The sequence below is a fragment of the Streptomyces sp. DG1A-41 genome, from assembly GCF_037055355.1.
Taxonomy (GTDB): domain Bacteria; phylum Actinomycetota; class Actinomycetes; order Streptomycetales; family Streptomycetaceae; genus Streptomyces.
The window spans coordinates 4,984,541-5,000,996 of record NZ_CP146350.1 but is presented as its reverse complement, the minus strand read 5'-3'; the positions used below and the strand labels follow the sequence as shown (position 1 = coordinate 5,000,996).

Below are 16,456 nucleotides of genomic sequence, written 5' to 3'. Positions count from 1 at the left end.
GACACCGCCGGCACCCGTCCAGTGGGGTCGGACGAGCGTCTCTGTGGTCGGGAACAACGGTCAGGGGGAGGAAATCCCCCTGACCCTGTTCAACGGCCGAGAGTGGCCAGCAGTCATCATGCAGCCAGGAGCAACCGGCCTCGACATGCCGCCGTTCGCTCTCTTCTCCGACGACTCCCCCAACCTAGACGGGGCTATCTACCGCTCAGCTCGTGCAGCAGCCCGAGAGATCATGATTCCGGTCTACCTGTACGGGGTTGACCGGCAGACCGTGAACCAGCTCAAGCGGCGTTTCTTCCAGGCGCTCAATCCGAAGCGCGGTTACTGCCTTCTGAAGTTCACCGAGGGCAACGGCCGGACTCGTCAGCTCACCGCCTACTACAAGGGCGGTATGGAGGGCTCTGAAGGCACGGACTCTGCGGGGTTCACGTGGGCCAAGTACGGACTGAGCTTCTCCGCATTCGATCCCTGGTTTTACCAGGACCGGTCAGAAACCGTGCGATGGGACTTCGGTACAGGTGAACCGCTTCTCAGCACAACCGCGGCCTTCTTTCCTATGCGGATCAGTGACGGTGTCATGGGTGGTCCTGGCGAAAGCCTCGTCATCAGTAATCCTGGGGACATCGAGGCATGGCCTATATGGAAGCTCTACGGGCCGATCAAGTCATTCACGCTCAAGAGCCCTACCAACCAGAGCGTGAAGGCATCTCCGCCCGCTGACGGCTCAGACCTAGTGCCGGCGGGACGCGTTCTCACCATTGACACCCGGCCCGGGAAGAAGACCGTCAAGGACGACCTAGGCGCCAACTACTGGCCCAAGCTCGCTACCAATCCACAGTTCTGGTCAGTGGAACCAGGCGACACCAACGCATCTATTTCAGTTGTAACCGGATCCGGCAAGGCCGCAGTTGTGCTCACCTTCCAACCCCGGTACGCATCTTTCGTCTAGGGGGACTATTGGGCTACCGGGTTGAGGTGTTCGACAAGAACTTGAAGCGTGTTGGCGAGATCGATGAATGGATCTCGCTTGACTTCACTGTGCGCCTTTCTCAGGAAGGCGCCTGGCAACTCCTCATCAAGGACGACACTCCGCAATCTAAGCTGATTGAGAAGGGTGGAGGGATCTCCATTTGGCAGGACGGTGTTTCCAAGCCGCTTCTGTCAGGGCAGGTTCAGACTTACCAGAAATACTGGACCAAGCTTCAGCACACAGGGCCGGGCTCGCTTTACATCGCCGGAAAGTGTCACAACACACTGGCCTATCAGCGTCTCGCCTTCCCTGACCCCACCAGGACTGTAAGCAATCAGTATCAGGCCGCTCGGCCCTGGCGCCTAGTCGCGCCCTCGGTTCCTATGGAGAAGCACGTATGGCGAGAGCTGAACTGGGCTCTTGGTCCTGGTGCTCTTGCAGATCGACGAGTGACCGGGTTGAACGTCGGAACCGAACCTGACGGGGTGGCCCTGCCGTTTCCTGTGATCGCGGATCAGATGCGAATGGACGTAATCGGCTCCAAGCTCGAAGAGTGGTTTGACGTTAAGGGTGTCGCCTACCGCTTCGTCTACAACGCCCAGGCACAGCGAATTGACCTGGAAGTCTTCCGCCCTACTGACAAGTCTCAGGAAGTGCGTTTCTCACCCGAGCTGGGAAACCTGCGCGAGTTCATTTGGACTCTCAGCGCCCCCAAGGTTACTCGGGCCATCGTCGGGTGTGCTGGCGAGAAGTTCGACCGGTACTACTACCAAAAGGTTGACGCGGAAGCTGAGGCCGAGTGGGGAATGCAGGTAGAACAGTTTGTAGACCGCCGTGACATTCAGCTCAAGGTGAATACCTCTACAGGAGCCGTCATCAAGGCTGATTCGACCATGACGGATCAGGAATTTGAGGACGCCAAGGAAGCCGCCAAGGATGCCGCAAGTTCCGTCTTGGAAGAGGGCGAGCGAAACGGCAACTTCCAGATTTACCCCATCGACACCCCAGACTGCCAATTCGGTAAGCACTACTTCGTAGGCGACAAGGTGACCGTTGCAGTAGACGGAACGGAATACGTCGATGTTGTCCGGGAGGTTGTCGTGTCTGTCGACGATGGCGGAAACGTCCAGGACGTGTCTCCAAAGATCGGCAAGCAAGGCACGGGAGACCCGCTGAACCTCTACAAGACCGTTTACGACATGCAGCGAAAGCTACGTCGACTTGAAGCAAGGATGTGAGGCCGCATGGCAGAGATCAGCTACCCGTTCAACGCCGACAATGCCAATGGCGGTGCTCAGATCGTCTCTCAGTCCCAGTGGCAAGCCATGGCGAACATGTGGGGCGGGGACAGGGTTGATTTCCAGCTCACCGCCTCCACCTACGGAACCAACTCCCTGCCGTTTAACGCCTCGGTTGTGAACGGTCGCACTGTTCAGATCAACCCGGGCAAGGCTTGGGTGGGCGGCTTCTACTACAGCCTCACGGCGATGCTGTCCGTCACGATCCCCAACAACAGCACCACCAAGCCGCGTAAGGACCTGATCGTTCTTCAGGCTGACATGGCCAAGAGCGCGGTGAACATCGCCGTTGTCACGGGTACGGCTGCGGCCACCCCCAAGGAGCCAACGCCCCGCCGGCAGGCGGGTGGACTCTGGGAAATGCCGCTGTACGCGGTCACTGCTGCTGCGAACAACGCGAGCGTCACCATTGAGGGCCGTATGCCCTTCAATCGCCCTTCCACTGTCGCCTTCCCGTGGAACGAGACCGAGGGTGCGGCACTGCTGCCTCGTGGTGCGTTCACACTCGACATGGACAACAACAACAATTACACGCAGTATGAGGCTTTTAACGGCCGAGACGGACACGTGATTACTCGTCACCTGGGCAAGTCTCTGACGTACACGCCAAGCATGGTCAACTGCGGTAACCCGACCACGCGCACGGGTCGGTGGCGTTGGATCGCCCCAAATACCGTCTGGTTCTCGGCCTACATCGCTAGTACATCCTCGTCCGACATCAAGGCAAGTGGTGACAACTGGATCATCGGCGTGAAGCTGCCGACTCCTGCCAATGGCGCTACCGGTCAGGTCATTACCGGTCACGTTGACAACAACGGCGCAGGCCGTTCCCCGGCCCTGCCTAACTTCCTTGAGGTCACTGGAAAGACCAACAGGGGCGGGAGCACATCCACGCTGTACCTCTACGTCCCTAACTCCAGCACCACATCACAGGGACTCGATGGACTGAAGATCTTCCCACGCAAGGGATTCCTCACAATCTCCGGGATTTACGAGGCCGCCGAGATCTAACCCCCGACATTACGCCTGCCTCAGCCCCCTCCTTGGGGGCTTTTTTGTTGCCCTTAAGGAGATTTCATGGCTCGACTTCTGTTCGGCGGCACCGCCGCTGACGTGGCTGAGGACGTTACGGGTGCCCGTGTCCCTGGTGCTACCGGAACCTGCTGGGACGGCTCCAGCGAGGGTGCTTCCCAGGTAACCGACCTCACGGACCAGTCCGGCGCCGCTATCACCGAGCTGGTTGCCGACGAGGACGGGATGATCCCTGGCTTCTACGGTCCCGAAGGCGTTGAGCGTCTGTGGCTGGACTTTGGGGGCTCTCGGGTTGCGGTGGTGGCTAACGACGTTGGAGAGCGCCTGTCCGCGCACGTGGCAGCGGATGACCCCCACGGGTCGCGAGGGGCTGTCATGGCCGAGCTGGAGGCCCTCCGGGGCGCCGCTAACGGCCTGGCGACGCTCGACACCACGGGCAAGGTGCCAACGTCTCAGATCCCCGTTCTCACGCCCCCGGATCTCCTCGACTGGCTGAACGTTCAGGCCCCCACCTTCGGCGCCCAGGGCGACGGAGTCACAGACGACACGACAGCCATTCAGGCGGCAATCAACGCCGCCGGCATCGGGGGACTCGTCTACTTCCCCAAGGGTGTCTATCGCACTTCGGCACCCCTGGACCTTCCCCGCGGAGTGACCCTCATGGGTTCGCACTCCAACCTGATGATCGGCCCTGGGATGGTCGACGAGGATTTCCCGTGCTACATCCAGGCCCTTCCCTCATTCACGACCGGGGCCATGATTCAGATCATCGGAGACAACGACGGGACGCATCCAGCAATCAACGGCGAGCAGAGGATTTTCAATCTGATGCTCGATGGTTCAAAGGTGCCGACCGGAACCCTTGATGGCGTTTACTCCATGGGTAACGTGCAGAACGTTGTAATGCGAGATGTCTGCATTCGGAAGATGCCGAACAACGGCGTCATCACCGCTGGCAATGCCGGGAATGAGTGGCCTTACTCATGGCGCCTGCACTCTGTCATGGTCGACAACTGCAAGGCTAACGGCATCGTGTTTGAACGTCAGACCGACCTCTCTCTGATAGACGTTCAGGTAATTGGCTGCTGGGCGACTGGAATCAAGCTGGTGAACTCGGCCAACACGATTCTTGATGCCTGCCGAGTCGAATGGTGCGGTGGGTACGGCTACCACATCACGGGTGCGTGGGGTAACTGGCCCGGAAGCGGGTCCATGACCATGAGCGCATGCAGCACCGACCGAAACGGGTGGGATGGCGTGAGGGTGGACGCGACCGGTAACGGTCCCTTCCTCATCAGCGCCCTGAATACCCGCCGTGATGGCCGCAATGGGGGCCCTGGTGGCGGTGGTTACGCCGGATTGGCTCTGCTCAACAGGGCTCCTGTGGTCGTGACCGGCCTCGGTTGCTACGTGGGCACCGACGACGGAGGCACGGCCAACACCAGCCCCCAGTACGGCGTACGGGTCGCCAACGCGCGAGACGTGAACGTGATGGGCGCTTACCTCCACGGCCTCACGGCCGGAGTGTTCCAGGAAGGCACCAACGAGCGAATCCGGTTCACCGGAATCACGACTGTGGCCGGCAACAACTATGCCGAGGACCGAGTTATCTCCTAACCCCCAGACACAAGGCGGCTGCGGATTTCCCGTGGCCGCCTTTCTGCTGCCTTCATGGAGCCCCTATGACCCTTTCTCAGTTCTTCTCGTACTCGGGGCCGTTGGCAACGTTCATTGCCGCTGCTGTCGTCGTCCTCGCAGCCTTCCGCACGAATACCGCTCGGGTCTGGAAGGAAGAGGCCGAAGCCCAGACCGCGAGGGCTAACCGCCTTGAATCCGACCTGAAGGAGATCAAGGAACGGCTTACCCATATCGAGCGCGATAACGCACGCCTCGTGTCCCTCCTCACCTCTCTCGACCCCAACCGCCTGGCCGCCGTGCGGCTGGCCGCTAACCCCACGGAGGATTAATGGCAACTCCTATGACCCCTGCGCAGGTTGTTGCGCAGCTAAAGAAGTTTGGTATTCCTTACGCGGAGTACAAGGATTGGAAGACCCACAACCGCAATCATCGCGGTGCGTGGGGCCCTGTGCACGGCCTGATGGTTCACCACACGGGCAGTGATTCCAAGGATCAGCGAGAGCTTCTCTACAAGGGAACCGCGAATCTTCCAGGGCCTCTCTGTCACTTCGGCCTGGACCAGGCGGGAAAGATTCACCTTGTCGGCTGGGGCCGGGCTAATCACGCGGGTGCCGGTGACGATGACGTACTTGATGCTGTCATTGCCGAGAAGCCAATCCCGAATGACAACGAGTCCAACACTGACGGGAACTCGCGCTTTTACGGCATCGAGATTTGGTATTCGGGAAGTCACCCGATGACCGATGCTCAGTACGCCACCCTTCGCCTTCTGGCTGCGGCAATCTGTGACTTCCACGGCTGGGACGAGGGCAGTGTGATCGGGCATGGTGAGTGGGGTTCTCCAGGCAAGTGGGACCCAGGCCACAAGCCAGGCAAGATGATGGACATGGATGCCGTTCGGTCGGACATCAAGGCGACCCTTGCCGAGGGCAAGCCCGCCCCGAGCAAGCCTGAGAAGCCCTCTAAGCCTGCTCCAGCGCCAAAGCCGAAGCCTGCCCCTAAGCCCGTTGCTCCAGCCTTCCCAGGGCGCTACTACTTCCGCCCTGGTGCCAAGAATCAGTTTGTGACCACGCTCGGGAAGCAGCTCGTCAAGAAGGGCTACGGCAAGTTCTACCGCGTTGGTCCTGGTCCTCAGTGGACTGCCGTTGACCGAGCTGCCGTTAAGGCATTCCAGAAGGCACAGGGTTGGACAGGAAGCGACGCTGACGGCTACCCGGGTCCACAGACCTGGAAGCGTCTGTTTAGCTAAGAGGGGGACCTATGCACTACTTCATTTCCAAGCACGGTATCCGCATCTATTCCGTCCTCGCGGCCCTGGTGCCGGCGCTGGTCCTGGTGTGGCCTAGCGTCCCATGGGAGGCGCTTGTAGCGGCTTCCGCTGCTCTCCTCGGTGTTGGTGCCGTTGCGGCCTCCCACGAGGACACCAAGACCCTTCGAGCCCTCTACGAGGACAGCCCCTTTGAGGCTGAGCTGAAGGGTAATTTCGGCGAGTAAGCCGACCACGAACTAGGCGTAGGGGTACGCCTGGGGTTGAGAGAAACACAAAAAGGCCCCCCTCCCGAAAGGGAGGGGGGCCTTCTTTTGCGTTCACGCTACGCCGGATCTCCGGGTTCCCCGTAGGGGACGTGCGGGGAACGAAGGCGCCGCAGAGCAGCCGCAGCGGGGCTTTCCTCCGGTTCCACGCACTGGCAGGCAGAGTGCCCCCCACTGGCACACCAGGTGCACGGCGCGTTGTGGTACTCGGCTATCCCTCGCCCGTCGTCAGCGTACCGACTGCGGCAGTTCGGACAGGAGTTCAACTCACTCCCCCGGCTTCGTGGGCACGCGGCGAACGTTGGTTACGCCCTCGGCTGCCTCCAGCTCGCTCACGCGCCTCTTGGCACAAGGCGCGTCGTACATCACGGCTGACTCACGCTCCTGGCCGTCCTGCGTCCATCTCACGCGGTAGCTCTCCATCACTGCCCCCCACTCTCCCACTTCCAGTGCCTCACGCTGTTCAGAAGCGCCTGCTCTGCCTGCTGCTGGTCCATCCCGTGGTCCTTCTCAAGTATGAGTAGGAGGGACTGTCGCCATGCCCCGATCCTGGCATTAGACATGCGCCTGTGTGTGCGCCCCTCAACCCGCTTTGAGCGCTCCAGTTCCCGCGCCATCTCCCGAAGGATGGCCGCGTACGCGCGCCCGTAGGGCTGCTCTGCGCTCACGTCACCGCTCCCGGCTCAGGTCAGAAGTCATGACCGGAGTCCAGTGCTTGATGGGGTGGACCTTCGCCCTTCCGGCCTTAACCTCCTCCTGCGCAAGGCGGTTGGCCTCCTGAGGGCTCGACGCCTCTACGAAAACCTCAGCCGACGCGTGCGCGTGGAGCGCAACGCGATACCGCTTCGTCATCCTGACTCCCATCCAAACGAAAGGCGGCCCACCCCCTCAGGGAGTGAGCCGCCGTGGTGTTGCTGTCGTGCTGCTGCGGGCTACTTGTTGGCTGCTGCGTAAGCGTCCTTGATGGACTGGGGGACGCGGCCCCGCTTGCTCACCTCGTAGCCGTTGGAGGCGGCCCACGCCCGGTAGACCTCGGAGGAAGGCTCGCTCTCGGTGCGGGACGTCTTGGCCTTGCGGCCGCGGTTGCCGGCGGAAGCCTTCCCGCCCGTCTTCCGGCCTGCCTCCAGGTACGGCGCAAGGGCCTTCCGAAGCTTCGCCGCGTTCTTTTCGCTCAAGTCGATTTCGTACGTCTTCCCGTCGAGGCCGAACGTAATCGTCTCGTCGGCGTCTCCCCCCGTCAGGTCGTCGAGGAGGAGGACCTGAACCTTCTGCGCCATGTTGCTTTTTCCTGTCTGCCTAGTTGGGTTTACGTCCGTGCGGGTTGGTTATCGTGGTGTCCCTGCACGACAACCGCTATCCCTTTCAGCGTCGCAAGCCGCTGAACTGTCACGGGGAGGCTGTCATATTCACTCCCCTTACTCAACTCCGTTTCAGTCTCTCCACGTGCCTCCAGACCACTTACGGCAGAGAGGTGCGTAACGCCCTTGCACCGCAAGGGGTGTTGAGGGACGCGCCATCGGCATCAGCGAGGGAAGGGCAGCCTTACTTTCCTTGCCCTGTGCAGTCACAGCGACCGGCTTTACCTCCGCTATAACAGGGCGACTGACCGCTTTTACGCCTGGCGGCCTTTTGTTCATAGTGTTCGCCCCCTACTTGGCCGTGTATCCCGGGACCTCTTCAACGGGTGTAAACCTCGCCAGGGTCCAGAAGCCGACCAGCTCCCCCGTCTCGACGTGGTGAACCGGCTTGCCGTAGTGCAGCTCGTTCACGTCCTGGCGCTCGTCCTCGTCCTCGTCCGGCTGCCAGCCCTCAGGAACCTTGGCAGCCCAGATCTTGGCTGCGTTACGGGGAGTGGCCACGACCTCGCCCGAGTCGACCGCCTCCAGCTCCGCCGAGGAGAAGCCCTGTCGAACCACGCGCACCTTCACAGGCCGCTGTGGAGCGGTCCCTTTGCTCCCCTTGCCCCCGTAGAGGAACGCTCCCCGGTGGTGCCACTCCCGAGCCGGAACGGACTCCCACTCGATCTCGCCCGGCTCGGAGGTGCCGGCGGGCTCGATGGCCTCGGGCTCCTGGTCCTGGTCCTTCGGAGGCTCGACGGGGCGAATGCTTCCGTGCCCCGGAATCAGCGTGGTCCAGGTCGACCGCTTCGCGGGGTCGGTCCCTGCCTCCCCGACCCGCACGCGGATCGCTGCAACCTTCTCCCCGTTGTGCGTGGCCTTCATGTCCTGGGGCTCAGCCAACAGGACGCCCGTACGCGTCACCTCTGCCCCTGTCGTGGCCTTCCCGAAGGCGGTCACGTAGTCGCCTGCCTTGACCTGAGCAAGCATCGTCTTGAGGTCTTCCATCCTGTCCTCTTCTTCCCAGTTGGGGGAACGCTTCCTGTTCCCGTGTTCGTGACTGTCGTTGAGCACCTTCAAGGCAGGCGCCTCAAGCTGATTGGTGCACACCTCGCAGTCACACGAGTGACCGACGCAAAGCATGCAGTCGATGACATCGCACAGCCGATCAGGTCCGTACCCGTCTCCCCTGTTGTACGAGAAGGGATAGAGCACGTGCTCTCTCTCGTACTGGTGCCCGTGGGCCAGCGGTTCCCTGGGGCACTCGAACTTGGATGCTCGGGCGCCTTCCTCCGTGGCGAACGCGGCACGGCACCCAGTGCACTGCCACCGCCCCTCCGGGTGCGGCCGAGTCGTGTGCCTCACGCACCGACCTTCTTACTGGGGACTCCCTTGCGGGCAGCCTTCCGACGAGGTGCCGGCGGGGAGCCCGCGGCGGTGGCCTTCTTCGCAGGGGTGGCGGCCTTCCTCGCGGGGGCCGCCTTCTTGGCGGGCGCCCGACGCCTGGGGGCAGGCTTCGCGGGCTCGGGCTCGGAAACCGGCTCGGGCTCGGGCATGACCGGAACCAGGCGGAAGATCGTGGGGTTGGCCCCTGATCTCCGCGACGGTCGCTCCTCGACCTCAACGTCTGCCATGTCCTCAGCGGTGTTGAGGATCTGGTCAGCGGTGTACCGAGACGAGAGGGAACGGTAGAGCTGCGTTGCAGTCATCTCCCCGCCGTACGTCTCCAGCTTGGAGCGGATCTTCACGTCAAGCGGCTGGACCGTGCGGGACTTGGTCACGTTGGTCTGAGAGACGAGCTGTCGCACAGAGGCAATGGAGTAGTCCACGAACGCCTTTGCAGCCTCCAGCGCCTTGACCGTGATCAGGGTCTTCCGCTCAGCCGCAGTCAGAATGCAGGCCACGCGCAAAACCTGCTCGTCTGCGCGCTCAAAGTAGCAGGACACGTCATCGGGAAGTTCTTCCAACATGTCCTCGTACTCGGCACTAATGTCGTCGTGCCGATCAGCGGAGGCGTCAGTGAACTCCATCCGGCGGGGCTCCTTCATCGCCCACTCGTAAGCCAGGCGAAGGGAGGCGCTGACCTTGATTTCGTCCAACGAGTTTCCGGTCTTGTAATCCCGCTTGCGGAGCCGCTTGGACTTCTTCACCATCACGGGGAGAATCCGGTTGTACGTGCCCCCCTGAGCTTCGGTCAGGCTGATGAACTTCGCCCAAAGCGGCGGCTGGATATGGGCGTGAAAGCCAAGGGCGGGTTGCTCAACCGTGGCCTCAACCCTTTTGCCGTCCTTTTTCGTGACGTTCGAGATCCGGCCACCGTCCCACGATGTCCGCAGAATCCCGCCGTACTTGGGGCACCGCTTCGTCAGGAGGAGAGTCGTTTGCCACTCCTGATCAATGATCAGGGTTCGACTGTCCGGCCCGCCTTCGGACGTAAGGGAGTCCTGCTCATTCTCCCAAATCGTCTGCACCAGAGACGGACCCGAAGAGATACCTCCCTCCTCGCGCAAGGCAAGCCACTCCCCGACACTGTCCTTCAGGATGGCCTTGGCCGTCTTCAGGGCGAACCCCTTTCGCCCGATCCGTGACGGACCGACGAGGGCCGTCCAGGCCACTACCGGGCTGCCGTTCGGCTGCGTCACCTTGCCGTTAATGGCTGCGGAGAACAGCGCCAGGACCGCTGCGTGAACGCCGATGGGGTCAGCCTCGGTGTGCGGCATGGCGGCCTTCACAGCCGCCCCAATGGGCCCGTGTGCCATCGGTTCGTATCGTGCCTTCTCGTCCATTACTTCCCCTCTTCTGTTGTGATTGCACGTCCACACTGAGCGCGTGAGCGTCCATGGATCGGGCTGGAAGTGTCCCTATTCCAGCCCTCACCAAAGAGGCTCATCCCCTCTTGCTACTCCTCGCGTTCCGGCTCATCCCGCTCCACGAGCCACGTGGCAAGGTCATTTCCTTGGATGCGCCAAGAGGGCTCAGCGTCCCAATCCTTGCCCCAGCCCCCGCCTTCGCCCGCTCCCCACTTATCCGGGTACAGCCACCCCAGGGGGACGAGCTTTTCGGCCTTGACCTCTTCCAGATTGGTCACGCGACCAGCCCACCCATAAACCTTGCGCATCACCCCGGAGTTCCCGCGCTCGGTCACGTCAGGTTCACCGGAGAGCAGCACGCGCATTCCGTGAGTGATCACCACGTCTCCAGAGCGAAGCTCGGAAGAGACGACGACCATTCGCTTAACCTCGGCCATCAGGCCCCCTTTCGTTCAGCCGCGTACGTGCGCGCGGCAACGTGCACCAGGGCGCGAGCGGCCCTGAGCGGATCGGCATAGGCATTGGCGGTCTCGCCCAGCTCTCCGCAGAGCGCACGGAACGCGCGCACACGGGTGGACTGGTTCGAGTTGCCGGCCGCAGCTCGGGCACCATCGCGAGCCCGCACCACGTCAACACTCCAGCGGTTAGACGCGCTCATGCCTTGGCCAGCTTTTCCGGGACCCAGCGGAACCCGTCACGGCGGGCCAACCGGTAGGCGTAGTCGACCAGGAAGGGCCGCTCCTCCACCGACAGGAGCACTCGCCGAACAGCGGCGTGCAGAGTGCCAGCGGGCGGGATAATCGGCATCAGCGCCAGTTCCGGTGCCTTGTAACTGCCCTGAGATTCCAGCGAATCCGCATCCCGAACGATCACCTCCAGGCCCTCATTTCCGGGCGTCCAGAGCACGTCTACGCGCACCACAGCAGCAGGGTGCAGCCCCACCGCAGAATGTGTGTATTTCATTGCTCCCCTTTCCGAGCTAGTGACAGAGCAAAGGGCACGGACGAGTGTCCCTATCCGTCCGTGCCCCAAACTCCGCAACCAGTCGGCTACTTACGCGCCTCGTTCAGTGCCTTAATGGCCTGCTCTCGCAACTCGCCAGTCAGGCAACCCTTGTGGCGCCGGGCTCGGCGCATGTGGCTGTAGAACATGTCGCCCTCCCACGCGTCCCCCTTCTGGCACCCCAAGAGGCAACGCACCTTCCAGTGCGTGTCACTTCCCGGGTAGGCCGCGAGCGGTTCCCAGCCCAGCTCATGAATCCGCGCGAGAGCCTTACGGGCTGCGTCGACATTGCGCTTGCTGGCACCCGTCTTGAGTACGGGGTCCAGGTCCGGAAGCTCCGGGGTCTGCTCAGTCATCTCGTGTTTTCCTTTCGCGATTTCAGAACTCGTCTGCGTGGCGACGGGCGTGAACGAGGTCAACGCCCCCATCCGGGCAGTCCGGACGCGGACAGGTAATCGTGCTCTCTGTCCGCCACTGTTTCTCAGTGACCTCAACGAGGCCACCGCACGCACCGCAAGTCATTTGCACCATGCGTCTTTCCTTCCTGCTAGAGGCAAAGCAAAGGGCACGGACGAGTGTCCCTATCCGTCCGTGCCCCAAACTCAGCGTCTAGCGACGTGAGCGGCAACTCTTGCAGTATTTACACGGATCCACGATCCGCACGTTGTGCCGCCTGGTCATCATTTCCGACCAGCCCTCGGCCAGTTCCGAGGAATCGCCACCCTGCATGGCGACGGTGGCAAGGTGCCACAGGCGGTAACCCTCCGGGTCAACCTCCTGCCATTCCTCGAAAGCGGCATCCCGCTTACTGGCGTTCTCCTCCCGCTCGCCCGGGGTGTATTCCACGGGCACCGGAAGGGCCGATGAGCCGTTCGGATACGTGTTGTAGAACGCCCCCGGCTCACTGGCGTATACGAGGAATCGCAGGCTCATAGCGATTGTCTGTGACGATCGACGGAATCTCACTTGCCACCCTCCTTACGGGTGCGCAGGTAGTCAACGGTCTCACGCTCGATGAGCCGCAACAGGTCGTTGGGGAGGGAGGCGTTTTCCTCCCCGTGCTCCTCGCGCCTGTAGACCGCGTACATCCCCTGTGCGTGCTCCTGTGCCTGCTGCCAGGCGAGGCGCCTACTGCGCCACTCCATCATGTTCACTTCCATGGGGTACTTAGCGAAGTGCCCCCACCAGTAACGGAACTCGGCCAACGGACGGACCGCGCGGTTAAGGGCAATCCACATGTTCCGTTCCATGATCGTCTCGGCCTTCAGCGCGGCCTCACGAATCGGCGGGAGGTCGAGCGCAGGAACAGCGCGCTCCCCATAGACAGCCACATCGGGCAGGAGGCCGAACCTAGCCCGGAATTCCTCGATTCGGTGCGTCTGCCACCCGTCCATAACTCCCGAGTGCTCACCGCACAGAACCATTCGCAGCAGCTCACCCCGGTAGTCCTTGCTGCGGACGACTGCACCAGGAAACGGGCAGTGCCCCGTTTCCTTGTTGCGCCACACCTCGCACAGGAACTCACCCTTTACGGCCGTCTGTGCGGCCTCACGGGTAGGCGCCCACCCGACCCACACGGTAGTGCGCTTCTCGGCGTTGTACTCGTAGGCGAACCACTTCTCAGGGTTCGGCTCACTGTCGACCTTTACGACGTAACCGCCGTATTCCTCGGTCCCCTCCTTACCCAGGTAGAAGACTCCGTCATACCCACCCTGCTGCCATTCCGGCATGAGTGTGCCCCTCTCTTAGATGACTTCCATGGACAGCACGCGGTTTACGTGAATGTCCTCGTGCAACCGCATGTCCGTACGCGCGGAAATCCGGCTTCCGATGCCGACCACTCGCCCGGTGAGAATCACATCCCCGTCCAGGAACGTGATTTCAAGCGACTGGAGTTCATACAGCCCGCGCTTAGCCGCACGGATTGTCTCAATGGTGAACGCGCCCCTTCGTGCCATTCATTCACCCTTCTCCGAGCCTCTGAGCTTGTCTCTAGAGACTGGCCGAGTAGGGCATGGGTGATCTCCGCCCGGAATTCCGGGTGACCTTCCCATGCCCTCTACGGTCAACCGCTAGCGGGTCATCTCTCGGCAGCCCTCACGCACATACCGGATCTGTTGCGCGACCGTGCGACGCTTCCCCTCGTCGTAGGTGTCGCTCACCATGTCCGCGAACCACGTACGGCCCTCACTCGTGCGCCGCAACTCGACGCACGGCGGGTAGGGCAGTGTTCCGACCAGCACGCGGGCCCGATAGGGCGCGTGCGACTGGAGGGGGGCCGAGTGTGCCTCTGTCTTGGCCACGCCCCCGAGAATGGACACCAGGGCGAGGCAGAGCATTGCAAGTCGCGTACGCATGAGTTACGCCCCCTGGTGCTTGTTGAAGATGCCCCGGCCCTTGCACGCGGCGCACTCACACACGCTCGCCTGGTGCAGCTCCCTGGGGAAGAACACGGCCTCTCGCGGCCACGGGGTCCCGTCGGCAGCCCACGTGAACTGAACCTTCACCATCTCGTCCGAGAAGCACTCAACTACGCGCGCCTCAAAGACATAGGCGGAACGCACCGACTTGAGTGAACTACGGCCATTCGGCACGTGGTAGAACGGCCGCACCATCACGAGCCGACCAATGAGCGATTCCGGGGCTGCCCCCTTGTACGTGATCGGCTCACGGATGGGCCGCACCTCAGCGAGGCCGAGTCCATCGCGCTTAACGTAGGTCTGCATTACTTTCCCTTCCCATACATGAGAAGGGCACGGACGAGTGTCCCTATCCGTCCGTGCCCAAATTCCCGCCGTTCGAGGTGCCGGCGGGGCACACCTGTCCCCTTGATCGTTAGGCCTCGATCGCGTCGCCTGCTGCTCGGAACAGCTCGGTCGTGACCCGCTGGGCGTCCTCCCTGGGGAGTCCGTTCCTATGGTTCATGACGGCCTCAAGGAGCGATCCGTAATCGTCCTCCGAGAGATGGACCACGTACTTGTGCGCGTCGTCCTCGTCCGGGATGCAGTCGGCTGCCGCAGCACTCAACGCAGCCCGTACGCGGCTCGCTTGACCGAGACGCACGGCCGACCGAAAGCGGCGAACGCGCTTCTCGAATCCGGCCCCCAGAGCCTTCCAATCCGCCTCTGTGAGGTAGATCGGGAACCTGAGCAGGGTGTCACTCACCTCAGAATCCCCAGCGCTGCATGGGCCTGCCCCACTGGTGAACCTTCTCCAGGATCGGGTAACCGTCCTGGTCCTCCCCGATCACGCGGGAGACCGCCACACCGAACAGCGGAGCGCCCTTTTCCTGGGCATAGAGCGCGTGCCCGATGTACGCGACGAACCGATACCGGGTGCCGTTAATCACCCGGTCGTGCGTCTCAAAGATCTGAGACGACTGAATCCCGGACAGGAACGGCACACGCTTGCCAATCTCCATCTGTCTTGCCTCTCACTCAGCTACCGTGCCCTTATGGCGCAGTAGGTAGAGGGGGGCACGGAAGAGTGTCCCTATTCCGCCGTGCCCCCGTGACTACCGACTACGACGACGAACCCATGACGCGAAACCGCGTGAGTCCCGTTGTCTCCACCACCGGGCGCGCCCGGTACCGGGTCTTACTCAGGTTCAACTCAACGAATGCCGGGCCCAAGCCATACCGCTTTGCATAGGTCACGGCGTCCTTGTGGCGCGTGAATCGCTGATGCCACGACGGACCAATGTGAGCGACGTACATTGCTCCTCCTTACTTGACGGGCTGATAGGTCGTGTTGGGTTCGTCCGACTTTCGGTGTGTCTCACACCGGGCCTGACAGTGGTGGTGCTTCTCGCCCCGGAACTCAACGCATGCCCAGTGCGTTACCTCCTCGTAGCAGAGGGGGACACACTTAACTCCCTGCGCCGCCGCATAACTGCTGTAGTGGACTCCCACCCGGTTGGACATTGCTTTCCTCCTAATCGACCCACGAGGCAATGAGTGACGTTTGTTCGTTGCCGCAGTAGTCGTGACTGGGGCAGGCCTCCCACGTGATGTGAGTGAGGTGACTTGCCCCAGCGTCATAGATGCAGTCAAGGAGAGTGCTCGGGCATCCCTCGCATGCCGTGAGCCGTGACGGAATGCCGAGACAGGAATGCCCCGGCTCAGTCGTGTTCCGCCGTTCAACCTCTGCGAGTGCCTTGTCACGCACGTAATACCGGTCCTCATCCGAGATAAGGACGCCATGCCTGAGCATGTAGAACACGGTCTCAGGAGCCGTGTTCAACGTGCTTTCCAGGTAAATGGGCCGGTGTCGACGCATGGTCAGACCTCCCTAGACTTGAGCCACGGGCACGTGACGTCAACGCGGATGATCTCCCCGCACCGGTAGTGGGGATTCCTGCGGGACGTGACGCGCATTTCCACCTCACGCGAGGAGCCACACCGGACGTGCCCCACCACGACACCCAACAGGCGACCGCTGAAACCGGTGTCCTGTCGAACCTTCGTACCCTTGGGAAAGGCAAGGAGCTTCCATTCCCGCTCGAATTCGTCCACCCCGCTCTGTCCGTATTCCTTGCGCCACATGATCCGGCATACATCCTTCAGGTACGCCTGCATGCCTTCCGCAATCTCGAACCGAGACTTACCCCGGTAGTCGGACGGAAGCGGGAACGTGCGCACGGACTCAAACGGCTTGTCACTGTCGGTCCGCTCCACACGAACAATCTTTTTCTCGTAGTCCCAAATGATGTTGAGCTGAATGTGGCCCTGGATGAGCTGGAAGCCCATGCCCCGACCAAAGTCGTAGTGCCACTCGATAACCTTCATCGCGTTTTCCTCCCCTTGCACCATTACGACCGTTCGCAATGGGTGAGAG

Annotated in this window: 21 protein-coding genes; 7 read left to right on the top strand and 14 right to left on the bottom strand. The window is 61.9% G+C overall.

Annotation, left to right across the window (positions count from 1 at the left end; all coding sequences use genetic code 11):
* Nucleotides 1–43 precede the first annotated feature (43 nt).
* The 7 genes from V8690_RS23240 to V8690_RS23210 all read left to right on the top strand — a co-directional run bounded on the left by V8690_RS23240 (nucleotide 44) and on the right by V8690_RS23210 (nucleotide 6,432).
* Nucleotides 44–949 carry a phage tail domain-containing protein gene (locus V8690_RS23240; protein WP_338781731.1) on the top strand — a complete coding sequence of 302 codons (906 nt, stop codon included), beginning with the start codon at nucleotides 44–46 and terminating at the stop codon, nucleotides 947–949.
* 26 nt (nucleotides 950–975) lie between these two features.
* Nucleotides 976–2,208 carry a hypothetical protein gene (locus V8690_RS23235; protein WP_338781730.1) on the top strand — a complete coding sequence of 411 codons (1,233 nt, stop codon included), beginning with the start codon at nucleotides 976–978 and terminating at the stop codon, nucleotides 2,206–2,208.
* A gap of 6 nt (nucleotides 2,209–2,214) precedes the next feature.
* Complete coding sequence (locus V8690_RS23230; RefSeq protein WP_338781728.1) at nucleotides 2,215–3,279, top strand: hypothetical protein; 1,065 nt, start codon at nucleotides 2,215–2,217, stop codon at nucleotides 3,277–3,279.
* 66 nt (nucleotides 3,280–3,345) lie between these two features.
* A complete protein-coding gene (locus V8690_RS23225) occupies nucleotides 3,346–4,917 on the top strand; it encodes a glycosyl hydrolase family 28-related protein (protein ID WP_338781726.1) in 1,572 nt (523 codons plus the stop codon).
* A gap of 65 nt (nucleotides 4,918–4,982) precedes the next feature.
* On the top strand, nucleotides 4,983–5,267 hold the full coding sequence (locus V8690_RS23220) for a hypothetical protein (RefSeq protein WP_338781724.1): 285 nt from the start codon (nucleotides 4,983–4,985) through the stop codon (nucleotides 5,265–5,267).
* Entirely contained in the window at nucleotides 5,267–6,187 is a 921-nt protein-coding gene (locus V8690_RS23215; RefSeq protein WP_338781723.1) for a peptidoglycan-binding protein, read from the top strand. Before V8690_RS23220 ends, V8690_RS23215 begins: the two co-directional genes overlap by 1 nt.
* 11 nt (nucleotides 6,188–6,198) lie before the next feature.
* On the top strand, nucleotides 6,199–6,432 hold the full coding sequence (locus V8690_RS23210) for a hypothetical protein (protein WP_338781721.1): 234 nt from the start codon (nucleotides 6,199–6,201) through the stop codon (nucleotides 6,430–6,432).
* 971 nt (nucleotides 6,433–7,403) lie between these two features.
* Here the strand turns inward: V8690_RS23210 and V8690_RS23205 are convergent.
* The 14 genes from V8690_RS23205 to V8690_RS23140 all read right to left on the bottom strand — a co-directional run bounded on the left by V8690_RS23205 (nucleotide 7,404) and on the right by V8690_RS23140 (nucleotide 16,407).
* Nucleotides 7,404–7,748: an Lsr2 family protein gene (locus V8690_RS23205; protein ID WP_338781719.1), complete on the bottom strand. Its 345-nt coding sequence runs from the start codon at nucleotides 7,746–7,748 to the stop codon at nucleotides 7,404–7,406.
* A gap of 372 nt (nucleotides 7,749–8,120) precedes the next feature.
* Nucleotides 8,121–9,023 carry a hypothetical protein gene (locus V8690_RS23200; RefSeq protein ID WP_338781717.1) on the bottom strand — a complete coding sequence of 301 codons (903 nt, stop codon included), beginning with the start codon at nucleotides 9,021–9,023 and terminating at the stop codon, nucleotides 8,121–8,123.
* A gap of 146 nt (nucleotides 9,024–9,169) precedes the next feature.
* Nucleotides 9,170–10,594 carry a DUF3987 domain-containing protein gene (locus V8690_RS23195; protein WP_338781715.1) on the bottom strand — a complete coding sequence of 475 codons (1,425 nt, stop codon included), beginning with the start codon at nucleotides 10,592–10,594 and terminating at the stop codon, nucleotides 9,170–9,172.
* Between the two features lie 113 nt (nucleotides 10,595–10,707).
* Nucleotides 10,708–11,055, bottom strand: coding sequence for a hypothetical protein (locus V8690_RS23190; RefSeq protein ID WP_338781713.1), 348 nt, complete (start codon nucleotides 11,053–11,055; stop codon nucleotides 10,708–10,710).
* Nucleotides 11,056–11,272: 217 nt separating this feature from the next.
* Nucleotides 11,273–11,539, bottom strand: coding sequence for a hypothetical protein (locus tag V8690_RS23185; protein WP_338781711.1), 267 nt, complete (start codon nucleotides 11,537–11,539; stop codon nucleotides 11,273–11,275).
* A gap of 128 nt (nucleotides 11,540–11,667) precedes the next feature.
* A complete protein-coding gene (locus V8690_RS23180) occupies nucleotides 11,668–11,976 on the bottom strand; it encodes a hypothetical protein (protein ID WP_338781709.1) in 309 nt (102 codons plus the stop codon).
* Nucleotides 11,977–12,229: 253 nt separating this feature from the next.
* On the bottom strand, nucleotides 12,230–12,553 hold the full coding sequence (locus V8690_RS23175; protein WP_338781708.1) for a hypothetical protein: 324 nt from the start codon (nucleotides 12,551–12,553) through the stop codon (nucleotides 12,230–12,232).
* Nucleotides 12,554–12,582: 29 nt separating this feature from the next.
* Nucleotides 12,583–13,350 carry a hypothetical protein gene (locus V8690_RS23170; protein WP_338781706.1) on the bottom strand — a complete coding sequence of 256 codons (768 nt, stop codon included), beginning with the start codon at nucleotides 13,348–13,350 and terminating at the stop codon, nucleotides 12,583–12,585.
* Nucleotides 13,351–13,365: 15 nt separating this feature from the next.
* Entirely contained in the window at nucleotides 13,366–13,578 is a 213-nt protein-coding gene (locus V8690_RS23165; RefSeq protein WP_338781705.1) for a hypothetical protein, read from the bottom strand.
* 114 nt (nucleotides 13,579–13,692) lie between these two features.
* A complete protein-coding gene (locus V8690_RS23160) occupies nucleotides 13,693–13,923 on the bottom strand; it encodes a hypothetical protein (protein ID WP_338781704.1) in 231 nt (76 codons plus the stop codon).
* Between the two features lie 57 nt (nucleotides 13,924–13,980).
* A complete protein-coding gene (locus V8690_RS23155; protein ID WP_338781703.1) occupies nucleotides 13,981–14,346 on the bottom strand; it encodes a hypothetical protein in 366 nt (121 codons plus the stop codon).
* Nucleotides 14,347–14,455: 109 nt separating this feature from the next.
* The gene (locus V8690_RS23150; RefSeq protein WP_338781702.1) at nucleotides 14,456–14,785 is read right to left on the bottom strand and encodes a hypothetical protein; all 330 of its coding nucleotides are present in this window, start codon (nucleotides 14,783–14,785) and stop codon (nucleotides 14,456–14,458) included.
* Nucleotide 14,786: 1 nt separating this feature from the next.
* Nucleotides 14,787–15,041 (bottom strand): hypothetical protein, encoded by a 255-nt coding sequence (locus V8690_RS23145; RefSeq protein WP_338781701.1) that lies wholly within the window; start codon nucleotides 15,039–15,041, stop codon nucleotides 14,787–14,789.
* A gap of 859 nt (nucleotides 15,042–15,900) precedes the next feature.
* On the bottom strand, nucleotides 15,901–16,407 hold the full coding sequence (locus V8690_RS23140) for a hypothetical protein (RefSeq protein WP_338781699.1): 507 nt from the start codon (nucleotides 16,405–16,407) through the stop codon (nucleotides 15,901–15,903).
* Nucleotides 16,408–16,456: the final 49 nt, after the last annotated feature.